Consider the following 12,222-nt stretch of genomic DNA (forward strand, 5'->3'; position numbering starts at 1 on the left):
CAAGGGATTGGGTGGCTGTCACGTAGATTCTGCATGCCTTCCATGCTTGCATCGGATGGACGAGTAGGATTTGAGTGGGCATCAACAAAAGCCTTGAGTCGACGGACATTTCGGGAGTTCACATGCGCCTGTCTCGCTATTTTTTGCCGGTGCTGCGCGACGTCCCCAAGGACGCTGAAATCGCTTCGCATCGCCTGATGCTTCGAGCCGGTATGATCCGTCAGCAGGCTTCGGGTCTCTATTCCTGGCTGCCTTTGGGCTACAAGGTCCTGATGAAGGTGCAGAAGATCATCGAGGAGGAGCAGAATCGCTCTGGCGCAGTGCAATTGCTGATGCCAACCATCCAGTCGGCTGATCTGTGGCGCGAAAGCGGGCGCTATGAGGCCTATGGCAAGGAAATGCTGCGTATCGAGGATCGCCACGAGCGCGAATTCCTCTACGGCCCGACCAATGAGGAGATGATCACCGACATCTTCCGCAGCTATGTGAAGTCCTACAAGGACCTGCCGCTGAACCTCTACCATATCCAGTGGAAGTTCCGTGATGAGGTACGTCCACGCTTTGGCACCATGCGCAGCCGCGAATTCTTGATGAAGGACGCCTATTCGTTCGACCTGAGCAAGGAAGATGCGGTCAAGGCGTATGAGCGCATGTTCGTGGCTTATCTGCGAACCTATGCCCGCATGGGGCTGACCGCGATCCCCATGCGCGCTGATACAGGCCCCATCGGTGGTGATCTCAGCCATGAGTTTATCGTTCTGGCCGATACGGGCGAGAGTGCGGTATTCTGCGACAAGCGTTTGCTCGACAAGCCTATTCCGCCGCAGGATACGGACTTCCAGGGTGATCTGAAGCCTATCTTTGAAGACTGGACCTCACACTATGCCGCGACCGAGGAAATGGTCGACATGGGCGAGTATGAGGCCTCCGTTTCCGAAGAAAACCGGGTTTCGGCGCGTGGCATTGAAGTCGGTCATATTTTCTACTTCGGCACGAAGTACTCCGAGCCGATGAAGGCGACTGTGACCGGTCCCGATGGCAAGGAAATTACCGTGCATATGGGCTCGTACGGGATTGGGCCGACCCGCCTGGTGCCAGCAATCATTGAAGCGTTCCACGATGAAGATGGCATTGTCTGGCCGGTGTCGGTTGCGCCTTTCGAGGCCGTGTTGATCAACCTCAAGGCTGGCGATGATGCCTGCAATGCGGCATGTGACACCCTTTACGCCGATCTGAACGCGGCTGGCCTGGACATGCTCTATGATGATCGTGACCAGGGGGCAGGCGCCAAGTTCACCACGGCTGATCTGATCGGTATTCCCTATCAGATCATCATCGGGCCACGCGGACTCAAGAACGGCGAAGCCGAGATCAAGCATCGCAAGACCGGTGAGCGCGAGACACTGCCGATCAGCGAGGCGGTCGCCCGCCTCAAGAGCTTGATCGAACCTCAGAGAAAGACTGACATTTGACCGACACGGCGCAGCCTGCACTGAACAAGGGCACGCGCGCCTTTTCGCGCTTTGAATGGATGGTGGCCGGGCGCTATCTGCGTGCCCGGCGCAAGGAGGCGTTCATTTCGGTGATCGCCAGCCTGACCATGGTCGGTGTGGCGATCGGCGTGGCGACGTTGATCGTGGTGATGTCGGTCATGAATGGCTTCCGAGCCGAATTGCTCACCAAGATCCTGGGCCTGAACGGCCATTTCACCGCATTTCCGATTGAACGCGAATTCACCGACTATAAGGAGACCATCGCTGCGCTGGAGCAGATCGACGGTGTGAGCTTCGCGGTCTATTTCGTTGAAGGTCAGGTACTGGCGTCCGGTCGGGGGAGTTCGACGGGTGTAACCGTGCGGGGTATGGACGCGGCAAACCTTGAGAAGCTCGAACTGCTGTATGATTCAGCGGAGCAGGGCGGTTGGGATGAGTGGGACACCTCGAACGGCGTCGCGATCGGTTACCGGTTGGCGCAGACGCTGGGCGTATCGCTGGGCGATCAGGTCCAGATCATCAATCCAGATGGGGCGATGACGCCGTTTGGCTCGACGCCACAGATCAGAAGTTATCCGGTCAATGTGATCTTTGATCTGGGCATGGTCGAGTTCGACAGCTTTTTCATGTACATGCCGCTCGAGCCGGCTCAGACCTACTTCAAGAAGTTTGAAGAAGTGCTCAAGCCGGGTATGGGCCCGCTGGATCCATTGGCGAGCGATGCCGAGATTGATGCCGCCTATGAGCGGATCAATCAGGTCTCGGCGGCCGAAATCTTTATCGATGATCCGGACAATGTCACCGAGATGCGGCAGCGGCTGCAATCTGACCCGTCGACGCGACCGTTGGTGCTGACAGACTGGCAGCAACGCAATGAGACCTTCTTCTCGGCGCTGCAGGTCGAGCGGGTGGTGATGTTCACGATCCTGTCGATGATCATCCTGGTGGCGGCGTTCAACATCATTTCCAGCCTCATCATGCTGGTAAAAGACAAGAGTTCCGATATTGCCGTGCTGCGGACCATGGGAGCGACGCGCGGGGCGATCATGCGCATTTTCTCTATCACCGGGACCACCATCGGGGTTATCGGCACGCTGACCGGCGTGGTGCTGGGCCTTATAGTCGCCGCCAATGCGGAACCCCTGCGCGCCTTCATTTCCAACACGCTGGGCGTGGCGATCTTCCCGCCCGAGGTGTTCTTCCTGTCATCGCTGCCCTCCAAGACAGACCCGGTGGAAGTTGCCGTGGTCGTGGGGCTCGCACTGGGACTGAGTTTTCTGGCGACGCTATATCCCGCCTGGCGAGCGGCCCAATATGATCCGGTAGAGGCATTGCGCTATGAGTAAGCCACATCTGGTTCTGACCGATGTCCATCGCCATTACGGCCAGGGCGACAAGACGGTGCGGGTTCTCGAAGCTGCCAATCTGAGCGTGGCGAGCGGTGAGCTCGTTGCGCTTGTCGCGCCGTCGGGTGCGGGCAAGTCGACACTGCTGCACCTCTCAGGACTGCTGGAGAGCCCTCAGAGCGGCGAAGTGGAACTGATGGGGATCAAGACCAGCCATCTGGGCGATCGCGGTCGTACGCAGCTGCGTCGCTCCACAGTGGGTTATGTCTATCAGTTCCATCATCTGCTGCCCGAGTTCACGGCGCTGGAGAATGTTTCCATGCCGCAATTGATCGCCGGCAAGTCCCCGGCCGAGGCCGACAAGCGTTCCATGGAATTGCTGGAGCTGCTGGGGATTGCCGCGCGGGCCAGTCACCGTCCGGCGGAGTTGTCCGGCGGCGAGCAGCAGCGGGTGGCCATTGCCCGCGCCGCGGCCAATCATCCCAAGGTTATTCTTGCAGATGAGCCCACGGGCAATCTTGATCCGGAAACCAGCGATATCGTTTTCGGGGCGCTGGCTGATTTGATCAAGAATGAGGGCGCAGCGGCGCTGATCGCCACGCACAACCACGATCTGGCGCGACGTGCCGATCGGATCGTCACACTCAAAGGTGGATTGGTGGTCGATCACACGCTGTGATCGCTGCCTGCCTGCTAGAGATGGGCCGCGATGGCCTTGGCGTGTTCTGCCAGTTCGGCATTGTCGGCCTGGCCACCGCCATGGGCGCCCAATGGCACGCCTTCAAACACCGGTATGACGTGGAAATGCAGATGGAACACCGTTTGCCCGGCCGGCGCTTCGTTGAACTGGGCGACGCGCACGCCATCGGCACTGAATGCGGCCTTGGCGGCATTGGCGATGCGCTGAACCAGCGGCATGAGCGCTGACAGGGTTGCCGGGTCGGCGTCCAGCAAATTGCGCGATGCGGTCTTGGGGATGATCAGCGTATGGCCGCGTGACTGGGGAAATATGTCCATCATCACCAGTGCCGTATCGTCTTCGAACACCTTGTGGGACGGGATCTCGCCAGCGATGATCTTGGCGAAGATGTTTGATGGATTATAGGTCATGGGTTCACTCCGCCGGCTGGGCAATATCCGGCTGGCCCTTTTGAAAGAAACGGAAGCGGAAATAGTTCAACACGGCCAGACCGGTGAAGGTGACCGGCACATAGCGAAAGCCGCGGCGAATGAAGAACAGGGCAATGCTGGCTGCGGTAGCAGCGCTCATGGCGCCTTTGCCCATCGCGGAGGTGAAGGACGAGGGCACTATGTGCCGATAGATCAGCGCGTCTGAGCGATAGAAATCAAGCGCCTTGGCGGCAAAGGCCCGCTTTGAAGCGGAATACGCCTTGAGTTCATCCAGCCCCATATCGCCATGAAACTCGACCTCAGAACCCAGCGCCCAGACTTCGGGCGGCGCCAGGCGGGTCTTGCCGATTTCGGTAAAGAGGCTGGTCAGATCGCGGAAGGTGACGAAGTTGGCGTTCCAGCAATCATCGGTCTTGGCACCATGGGCCAACACCAGCACATCGGCGGCTTCGAGCTTGGCGCGCATGGCGGTGTAGTCGCCTGCGGTGAAATCAACGCCGGACTTTGCCGTCTCGACGATCCCGCCAGCCCGCGTGAGTTTTTCGATCATCGCCGATCCAAAGGCGCCGCTGGCACCGGTGACGAGGAATTTGCGCCCCCTGATCTGGCAGGTTGTGCCGGCGATCAGGTCAAAGACGTTGGCGAAGGACGAGAAGAAATTGTGCGGATAGACGTGGTGCATGGCGTGGTAGTTATTATCCACCCAGAGCAGGCCCTGTTGTCCGCCGACCCGGTCCATTGACATGTGGTTGTAGTCCAGACCTTCCTCACGCAAGGTCATCACCAGCATGACCGTACGGATGGCGGCGACCAGGGCGATTGGCGGCCAGGGCATTATTGGCAGAAAGATCAGCGTGCCGGCCATCGAGGTGAGGTATTCGGGCAGGATGTGATACCAGATATTGGCCCGCGCATAGGCCGGGTTGATCTGCATGTCGAGGCCGAGAAACTTGTGATGGACCCAGTGCCAGGACGAGAATTTGCGCAGCAGGGGAACTGAAGAATTCTCCCACTTGTGCAACGTCCAGTGCAGCGCATCAAACAGCGCGGTCGAGACCACGAAGACAAGAGCGGCCTGCAGCAGAAAAACCAGAATATCCCAGATCATGGCTACCTACATAGTGCCCGCGGGCGTCGGGGGAAAGTGGCGATTGCCCTGATGCCGCATCAGCGGTCGGTCCGCTCGCCTTTGCGAAACGGGGTGAACTGGTCGAGCATGTCCTGATTGCGTTCTACGGCCCGGCGCTCTTGCTCAAGATAATCGGCAACAGCGGACCGCAAGCCGGGGTGAGCAAGCCAGTGCACTGAATAGGTGCTGGAGGGCGCATATCCGCGCGCCAGCTTGTGGTCGCCCTGCGCGCCAGCTTCGACAACTGCCAGCTTGTGGGCGATGGCGTAATCGATGGCCTGATAGTAGCAGAGCTCGAAGTGCAAAAACGGCACGTCGCGGGTGCAGCCCCAGTTACGGCCGAAGATGCGATCCTTGCCCACAAAATTGATGGCGCCGGCGATCGGCTCGTCGCCGTCATAGGCCAGCATCAAGACGATTGAGTCGGCCATGGTGGCGCTGATGCGCGAGAAAAATTCGCGGTTGAGGTAGGGGCGGCCCCATTTGCGGGCGCCGGTATCCTCATAGAAATCGTAGAAAGCGTCCCAGTGGTGCTCCTGCAGATCTTTGCCCGAGAGCCACTTGATGGTCAGACCATCGATCAGTGCATCACGGCGTTCGCGCCGTATGGTCTTGCGCTTGCGCGAGGAGAGCGTTTCAAGGAAGTCGTCAAAGCTGGCATAGCCGTCATTGTGCCAGTGGAACTGGGTGTCGACCCGTTTGAGCCAGCCATCAGCCTCGATCTCACTGGCTTCAGCTTCAGGCACGAAGGTGGCGTGTACTGATGAAGCGTCGCGCTGCAGCGCGAGCCGCTGGGCGGTTGAGAGCAGCGCTGCACGGATGTCAGGGCTACCCGATGGCACCAACAGCTTGGGGGCCGTGGCGGGTGTGAACGGCACCGAGCATTGCAGCTTTGGATAGTAGCTGCCGCCAGCGCGCTCAAGGGCATCGGCCCAACCATGGTCGAATACATATTCGCCCATGGAGTGCGACTTGAGAAACAGCGGCATCAGGCCGACCGGCTGCTCGTTCGCGTCGGTTAGCACGATGTGCTGGGGCTGCCAGCCGGTGCGTGCCGTGGCACAGCCCGATTCTTCGAGCGCAAGAAAGAAGGCGTGGTCTAGGAAGGGGGTATCGACCTTGCCCTCGGTTGAGGGTGCAAGCGCGTTCCACACGGCCGCCGGGATGCTGGCAGTCGAGGGATGGATGGTGGCCGTGTAACCGCTATCGGGCAATGTCGGGATTGAAACCTTCGAAGACGATCTGGTCCATATGGGGCCGAGCGGCCGCCGCTTCAACCTTGGACCGAATTGTCCACGCCGTCACGGGCTTTCCCAGTGCTCGCCAGAACTTGATCGCGGGCAGCTCCAGCGCCAGATGATGGCAAGAAATGAAATCGAACTGGGTTTCGTGCCAGTGCAGCAGATGACGCAGGGTGTAGCGCTGCTCATCGTTCAACTGGCTGGTTTCGTCGTCGTCAGGATAGGCATAGGTGATGATGCCGCGTGGCCCACCAAATCCACACTCGCGGATGGCGGTAAGCAGCGCCGGATCAAATGATTCGATGGTCACCGGACCCGCGTAGTCGGCCAGGCTTTCTGCAACGCTGCGTGCCAGCAACTGGGTACTGGTAGCATCGCGTTGCTGCTTGAGCTCGATCTGCAGCAGCGTGCGGCCGCTGATCTGGGCGAGGAAGTTGGTGAAGCGTTGCGGCTTGTCGCCCGCAGCGCTGCCCAGCAGGGCTGTGCCGGTGACCTGATCAGCGCTGGCGTCGGCAATCGGGCCAGGCAGGCCAATCAGGCGTTCCATCGCATCGTCGTGGAACACGACCGGCACGCTATCGCGGGTCAATTGGACATCGCACTCAATGGCGAAATCGCCGGCAATTGCAGCCTCAAAGGCCGATGCACTGTTTTCGATGATGCCCGCGGCCTTGTCATGCAGGCCGCGGTGCGCGATTGGGCGGGGAAACAGGGTGTCGGTCATACTGGCTCTCGTCGATTATTGAGTGCCCCAAGTGACACCAGAGTGTGACGAGCGTGTAACGCCCTAGACCTCGACTACCGCTTCGATTTCTACCGCTGCGCCGAAGGGCAGGGAGGCGACGCCGAAAGCGGCCCGGGCGTGCTTGCCCTTGTCGCCCAGAACGGCGACCAGCATGTTGGAGCAGCCATTGGCTACCAGGTGCTGTTCAGTAAATTCGGGGGTCGATGCCACCAGAACCGTAATCTTGACGATACGCTTGATGTCTTCGAGCGGTACGCCGGCGCCGTGGACGATCTGCGACAGGATGTTCAGTGCAGCCAGTTCGGCGGCGTTGCCGCCCTGAACCACATTCATGTTGTCGCCGAGCAGACCGGTCACCACGCCAGTTTCATTGGCCGAGAGCTGACCGGACACATAAAGCATGTTGCCGCTGCGATTGACCGGGACATAGCTGGCAACGGGCGCCTTGGGGGCGGGCAGCTCGTAGCCAAATTCGCGGAGTTTTTCGATCGGGCTGGTCATTTGGTCTTGCCTTCGGTTTGATCGTCTTCTGGGTCCGTCGGCGGCGCCGGCGGATGTTTGTAAAGTTTGCCGCGTACAACGGCCTCGCGGCCAAAGCGGGAGCGGACACGGTCCATGGCGCGTTCTGCCGCTGCCTTGCGAGCCACAGCCGGTTCCAGCAAATCAGCGGGATCGCTGCCATCGGCGGCATCGATACCCGAAACGCCGATTCCAATCAGCCGAAAAGCTGTGCCATCAATCTCGCGTTCGAGCAGGGACAACCCTGTTTGATAAATGACATTGGCAAGTTGGGTGGGGATCATCAAGTGCCGCGCACGGGTGCGCAAGCGGAAACCCGCCGATTTCAACTTTAGGGTGACAGTATCCCCCACCACATTCTTGGCCTTGAGCCGTTCCGACAGGCGCTCGGTGACCTTGAGCAATTCGGTGGACAGCGCGTCCAGCGAAGCCATGTCGGTGTTGAAAGTGGTTTCAGAGGAGATGGTCTTCATTTCGCCACTGGTCGAAATGCGGCGGCTATCCTCGCCGCGGGATAGCCGAGCCAAACGTGCGCCGGTCTCGCCATAGCGACGCATCAGGCGTTCCGGGGATTCGTTTTGGAGCTGGCCGATGGTCACCAGCCCGTCCTTGCGCAGATTTTCGGTGAGTACCTTGCCCACACCATAGATCAGGCTGATGGGCTTGGGCGCGAGGAAGGCTACCGTCTCAGCGGCGCCGATAACGGCAAAGCCGCGCGGCTTGTCGAGATCGGAGGCGACCTTGGCGAGAAATTTGTTGTGGCTGAGGCCCACGGAAATGGAGACACCGATTTCGGTGGCTATAGTGCGGGCAAACCGGGCCAGCACCACGGCTGGTGGCGCCTTGTGCAATGATTGGGTGCCCGCCATATCGAGAAAGGCCTCGTCAATCGAGATTGGCTCGACCAATGGCGTCAGAGCATCCATGTGGGCGCGGATCTGCCGACTGACGTCGACATATTTGGCCATGTTGGGCTTGATGATGACCGCGTCGGGACACAGTTCGCGCGCCTTGAACATTGGCATGGCGGAGCGGACGCCCGACTGGCGGGCGATATAGCAGCAGGTCGAGACGACGCCACGGGTACCACCACCGATAATCAGCGGCTTGTCGCGCAGGCTGGGATCATCGCGTTTTTCGACCGAGGCATAAAAGGCATCGCAGTCGACATGGGCGGTGCTGAGCGAAAACAGTTCATCGTGGCAGCGCAGGCGCGGCGAGCCGCAGGCCGGACAACGCGTTGGCGCGCTCTCCAGTGTGCCATGCTCAAGGCAGTCCCGACAAAGCCAATCGAGCGCCAATCAATACTCCGTCCGGTTGATCTGGTGAAAGACGCGCATGAAGTCTTCGGGTGAAATGGCAGAGTTTGCGCATAGAGCGAGTAGAATCGGTTCGTTTGATGCAAAATACTCAACAAGGCCGCGCTGCAGGGCCGGTGTGCCCACGGCATTGCGCAGGGCATCGGGGTCCATGCCGGCGTTCTGCATGAAGGCCAGCAGTTCCTCGGGGTGTTCGGCCAGATAGCCCAGGCAGGTATCGGCGAGGGAGGCCAGAGACGACTCGACATTCTCGGAACGGGGCAAGACAGGCTCTTTTTGATGATTTGTAAGCGTTTGGATGGTAGCTGAAGAGAGCGGCAAAGCGAAGTGCCGCCAGCGCCTTAGCGGCGCGAGGAAGGATCAATGCCCAAGACAGTGATGATCGTTGAAGACAATGAGCTCAATATGAAACTCTTCAATGATCTGCTTGAATCGCGTGGATATGCCGTCATCCAGACCCGCAATGGTATGGAAGCGCTCGATCTTGCGCGTGCGCACCACCCTGATTTGATCCTGATGGACATCCAGTTACCCGAAGTTTCGGGGCTGGTGGTGACCAAATGGCTCAAGGATGATGATGAGCTGGCTCACATTCCCGTCATCGCCGTGACTGCATTTGCCATGAAGGGCGATGAAGAGCGGATTTTGCAGGGTGGTTGTGAGGGATACATCAGCAAGCCGATCTCCGTGCCTCACTTTCTGGAAACTATTGCCCGCTACATTGGCCCGGCCTGATCACCAGCAAGCGGCGTATGCTTGTGAGTGATCAGCCCGCTCGACGCTGATGGTGGACGCCATTGGCCGGCGAACTGGTTTCCGGGGCTGATAGTGACCGCACGCGTTCTGATCGTTGACGACATCCCAACCAATGTCCGCCTTCTTGAGGCGCGACTGAGTGCTGAATATTATGATGTCGTGACGGCGTCGTCGGGCCGTGAGGCCCTGGCGATCTGCGATCAACAGGACATTGATATCGTTCTGCTCGACGTGATGATGCCCGAAATGGACGGCTTTGAGGTCTGCCAGCAGCTCAAGGGCAATCCCAAGACCCAACACCTTCCCGTTCTGATGATCACTGCGCTCGACCAGGCTTCAGACCGGGTGCGTGGGCTTGAGGTGGGTGCCGACGATTTTCTCACCAAGCCTGTCGATGATGTGCAGCTGATGGCGCGCGTCAAAAGCCTGGTGCGGCTGAAGAGCCTCACAGACGAATTGCGGGCCCGGGCGATGACCGGCCAGCAGATTGCCATCGAAGACGCATTGCGCGCGATGGACAAGATCAACACGACCGGCGGCGCCATTCTGGTAATCGATACCGATGAGCGGCACGCGGAGCGCATCAAGAGTTATCTCACGCCTGAACACGACGTGGATATCCTGACTAACCCTGCCGATGCAGTGTTCCAGGTCACGGGTGCGCAATATGAATTGGCGCTGGTGTCGATGTCGCTGAGCGATTTTGATCCGCTGCGGGTGTGCTCGCAGATGCGCACGCTCGAGCATACGCGCAATCTGCCGATCATTCTGATCGCCGATGATGCGGACAAGCCCAAAGTGGTGCGGGCGTTGGATCTGGGCGTCAATGATTTCATCTCGCGGCCCGTCGAGCGCAACGAGCTTGCCGCCCGGGTGCGTACGCAAATCCGGCGTCAGCGCTATGCGCTCGAGCTGCGCCAGAGCGTCAATAACACCATGGCGCTGGCCGTTACCGACGACATGACCGGGCTCTATAATCGCCGCTATTTTGATCGCCATCTGGGTGTGATGCTGGGCAAGGCGCAGGAGCTCAAGCGCGATATGGCGCTGATGATTCTGGACATTGACCACTTCAAATCGGTCAATGACAGCCATGGCCACGACATTGGCGATGCAGTGCTCAAGGAGTTCTCTGTTCGCTTGAAGAGAAACATCCGTGGCGTTGATCTTGCTTGCAGATTCGGCGGCGAGGAATTTGTTGTGCTGATGCCCGATATCGATATCCGCCAGGCGGAAGCCGTGGCGGAGCGGGTACGGCAGTCGATTTCTGACCGTGGTTTCGAAGTGGGTTCGGCGCGGCCGCTATCGGTGACGGTGTCGGCCGGGGTCGCGCTCAATGAGAGCGCTGCGGATACCCCTGAGTCGCTGATCAAGCGGGCCGATGTGGCGCTGTATCGCGCCAAGCGTGAAGGTCGCAATCGGGTGGTGTTCGACGCCGCCTAGGCGATCGCTGCAATTGGACCTATTAGGGTTATCTGTTATAATTAACAAACGGTTGCCGGGCTGAGGGGCCCGGTTTTCCTTGTGTTTTAAAGGCTTGAGAGTAGGTTGCCTTCAACACCAGCACGGCGCTCCCCAGGGGCGCGGCTGATGGTTCCCTACGGCTCGTCTCAGGTCCGCCGCAACTCCTGAGCCCCGTAGGGCGGTTGGTCCGGACGCGGACAGAGTGGCCTCTTCGACATGCCGCTCCGGACCAGCCACTCCTCACTCAAAAGATACCGCACATGGCCACTACTGGCTAGCAGACTGTTCACGTTGAGTGTGGTGGTTGGCCCATAGCTGTGACTAACGGGTACAAAAAAGCCCCGCATCGGAGATGCAGGGCTTTTGATTGGTCGTCGAACAGGCGCCAGATTACTTGATCTTGGCTTCCTTGAACTCGACGTGCTTGCGCACTACGGGGTCGTACTTGTTGTACGACAGCTTCTCGGTCTGCGTGCGGGCGTTCTTTTTGGTGACGTAGAAGAAGCCAGTATCAGCTGTCGACACGAGCTTGATCTTGACGGAAGCAGCTTTGGCCATGTTGTAGTCCTTCACAAAGCGAAAGGCGCCGTGGATTCCCCGGCGCCGGAATTTGGGCGCAACCTACGGATTTGCCGCAGATTGTCAAGCCAGCTCGCGCGATTCAGGCGCGGATGGTTCAGTCGGTCTGGCCGGTGCCAAAGCCATACATGCCATTGGCCCATTGCAGGCCGACAATGGCGCCCTTGATCGAGGGCAGCAGCGCCAGAGGCAGGATCACCGCCAGCGGGATCATGGTGTAGAGGTAGGTCAGTGGATTGACGTGCCAGACCATGTCCATGTGCAGCATGATGCCGACCAGCAGATGGCCCACGATCATGATGGCGATATAGGGCGGGAAGTCGTCTGCACGGTGCAGATCGAGCTGTTCGCCACAGGTGTCGCAGTGATCGGCGACCTTGAGATAGGCCCGGAACATCTTGCCCTGACCGCAATGAGGGCACTTGCACAGGGTGCCGCGCCACATGGCCTGACCAACCGAACGCTGCGGGATTGCCTTTGTCTTGCCGACTGCCATCACA

General features: G+C 59.3%; 14 protein-coding genes. 5 read left to right on the forward strand and 9 right to left on the reverse strand.

Annotation, left to right across the window (positions count from 1 at the left end; genetic code table 11):
- Positions 1 to 122: 122 nt before the first annotated feature.
- Genes proS through KD146_RS06570 form a run of 3 tightly spaced genes read left to right on the forward strand, consistent with a single transcriptional unit; the run spans position 123 to position 3,518 of the window.
- The gene (gene proS / locus KD146_RS06560; protein ID WP_212657911.1) at positions 123 to 1,472 is read left to right on the forward strand and encodes a proline--tRNA ligase; all 1,350 of its coding nucleotides are present in this window, start codon (positions 123 to 125) and stop codon (positions 1,470 to 1,472) included.
- Entirely contained in the window at positions 1,469 to 2,839 is a 1,371-nt protein-coding gene (locus tag KD146_RS06565) for an ABC transporter permease (protein ID WP_427857060.1), read from the forward strand. The genes proS and KD146_RS06565 overlap by 4 nt, the downstream gene beginning before the upstream one ends.
- On the forward strand, positions 2,832 to 3,518 hold the full coding sequence (locus tag KD146_RS06570) for an ABC transporter ATP-binding protein (RefSeq protein ID WP_212657912.1): 687 nt from the start codon (positions 2,832 to 2,834) through the stop codon (positions 3,516 to 3,518). Before KD146_RS06565 ends, KD146_RS06570 begins: the two co-directional genes overlap by 8 nt.
- Before the next feature lie 14 nt (positions 3,519 to 3,532).
- Here KD146_RS06570 and KD146_RS06575 read toward each other — a convergent pair whose 3' ends face one another.
- The 7 genes from KD146_RS06575 to KD146_RS06605 form a co-directional block, all read right to left on the reverse strand.
- Positions 3,533 to 3,949 carry an HIT family protein gene (locus KD146_RS06575; RefSeq protein ID WP_212657913.1) on the reverse strand — a complete coding sequence of 139 codons (417 nt, stop codon included), beginning with the start codon at positions 3,947 to 3,949 and terminating at the stop codon, positions 3,533 to 3,535.
- Positions 3,950 to 3,953: 4 nt separating this feature from the next.
- Positions 3,954 to 5,078 carry a hypothetical protein gene (locus KD146_RS06580; RefSeq protein ID WP_212657914.1) on the reverse strand — a complete coding sequence of 375 codons (1,125 nt, stop codon included), beginning with the start codon at positions 5,076 to 5,078 and terminating at the stop codon, positions 3,954 to 3,956.
- A 59-nt stretch (positions 5,079 to 5,137) separates the two neighbouring features.
- Positions 5,138 to 6,313, reverse strand: a complete 1,176-nt coding sequence (locus KD146_RS06585) for a GNAT family N-acetyltransferase (protein ID WP_212657915.1) — start codon at positions 6,311 to 6,313, stop codon at positions 5,138 to 5,140.
- Positions 6,303 to 7,064 (reverse strand): glycerophosphodiester phosphodiesterase family protein, encoded by a 762-nt coding sequence (locus KD146_RS06590; RefSeq protein ID WP_212657916.1) that lies wholly within the window; start codon positions 7,062 to 7,064, stop codon positions 6,303 to 6,305. Before KD146_RS06590 ends, KD146_RS06585 begins: the two co-directional genes overlap by 11 nt.
- A 63-nt stretch (positions 7,065 to 7,127) precedes the next feature.
- Positions 7,128 to 7,586 carry a RidA family protein gene (locus tag KD146_RS06595; RefSeq protein ID WP_212657917.1) on the reverse strand — a complete coding sequence of 153 codons (459 nt, stop codon included), beginning with the start codon at positions 7,584 to 7,586 and terminating at the stop codon, positions 7,128 to 7,130.
- Positions 7,583 to 8,905 (reverse strand): DNA polymerase IV, encoded by a 1,323-nt coding sequence (locus tag KD146_RS06600; RefSeq protein WP_212657918.1) that lies wholly within the window; start codon positions 8,903 to 8,905, stop codon positions 7,583 to 7,585. The genes KD146_RS06595 and KD146_RS06600 overlap by 4 nt, the downstream gene beginning before the upstream one ends.
- The gene (locus tag KD146_RS06605) at positions 8,906 to 9,187 is read right to left on the reverse strand and encodes a DUF3572 family protein (RefSeq protein ID WP_212657919.1); all 282 of its coding nucleotides are present in this window, start codon (positions 9,185 to 9,187) and stop codon (positions 8,906 to 8,908) included.
- Positions 9,188 to 9,286: 99 nt separating this feature from the next.
- On the opposite strand from KD146_RS06605, the gene KD146_RS06610 reads away from it, so the two are divergent.
- The gene (locus KD146_RS06610) at positions 9,287 to 9,658 is read left to right on the forward strand and encodes a response regulator (protein ID WP_108459298.1); all 372 of its coding nucleotides are present in this window, start codon (positions 9,287 to 9,289) and stop codon (positions 9,656 to 9,658) included.
- A 93-nt stretch (positions 9,659 to 9,751) separates the two neighbouring features.
- Positions 9,752 to 11,122: a PleD family two-component system response regulator gene (locus KD146_RS06615; protein WP_212657920.1), complete on the forward strand. Its 1,371-nt coding sequence runs from the start codon at positions 9,752 to 9,754 to the stop codon at positions 11,120 to 11,122.
- Positions 11,123 to 11,533: 411 nt separating this feature from the next.
- Here KD146_RS06615 and rpmG read toward each other — a convergent pair whose 3' ends face one another.
- Together rpmG and KD146_RS06625 are read right to left on the reverse strand one after the other, a co-directional pair.
- Complete coding sequence (gene rpmG, locus KD146_RS06620; RefSeq protein ID WP_193336018.1) at positions 11,534 to 11,701, reverse strand: 50S ribosomal protein L33; 168 nt, start codon at positions 11,699 to 11,701, stop codon at positions 11,534 to 11,536.
- A 118-nt stretch (positions 11,702 to 11,819) separates the two neighbouring features.
- Positions 11,820 to 12,218, reverse strand: coding sequence for a DUF983 domain-containing protein (locus KD146_RS06625; protein WP_212657921.1), 399 nt, complete (start codon positions 12,216 to 12,218; stop codon positions 11,820 to 11,822).
- Positions 12,219 to 12,222 lie beyond the last annotated feature (4 nt).

This window comes from Devosia litorisediminis, assembly GCF_018334155.1.
Taxonomy (GTDB): domain Bacteria; phylum Pseudomonadota; class Alphaproteobacteria; order Rhizobiales; family Devosiaceae; genus Devosia; species Devosia litorisediminis.

Excerpts from the sequence above, each read along its gene's own strand:
- KD146_RS06590 (WP_212657916.1), bottom strand. The coding sequence starts at position 7,064 with ATGACCGACACCCTGTTTCCCCGCCCAATCGCGCACCGCGGCCTGCAT.
- KD146_RS06575 (WP_212657913.1), bottom strand. The coding sequence starts at position 3,949 with ATGACCTATAATCCATCAAACATCTTCGCCAAGATCATCGCTGGCGAG.
- proS (WP_212657911.1), top strand. The coding sequence starts at position 123 with ATGCGCCTGTCTCGCTATTTTTTGCCGGTGCTGCGCGACGTCCCCAAG.
- KD146_RS06570 (WP_212657912.1), top strand. The coding sequence starts at position 2,832 with ATGAGTAAGCCACATCTGGTTCTGACCGATGTCCATCGCCATTACGGC.
- rpmG (WP_193336018.1), bottom strand. The coding sequence starts at position 11,701 with ATGGCCAAAGCTGCTTCCGTCAAGATCAAGCTCGTGTCGACAGCTGAT.
- KD146_RS06580 (WP_212657914.1), bottom strand. The coding sequence starts at position 5,078 with ATGATCTGGGATATTCTGGTTTTTCTGCTGCAGGCCGCTCTTGTCTTC.
- KD146_RS06595 (WP_212657917.1), bottom strand. The coding sequence starts at position 7,586 with ATGACCAGCCCGATCGAAAAACTCCGCGAATTTGGCTACGAGCTGCCC.
- KD146_RS06625 (WP_212657921.1), bottom strand. The coding sequence starts at position 12,218 with ATGGCAGTCGGCAAGACAAAGGCAATCCCGCAGCGTTCGGTTGGTCAG.
- KD146_RS06610 (WP_108459298.1), top strand. The coding sequence starts at position 9,287 with ATGCCCAAGACAGTGATGATCGTTGAAGACAATGAGCTCAATATGAAA.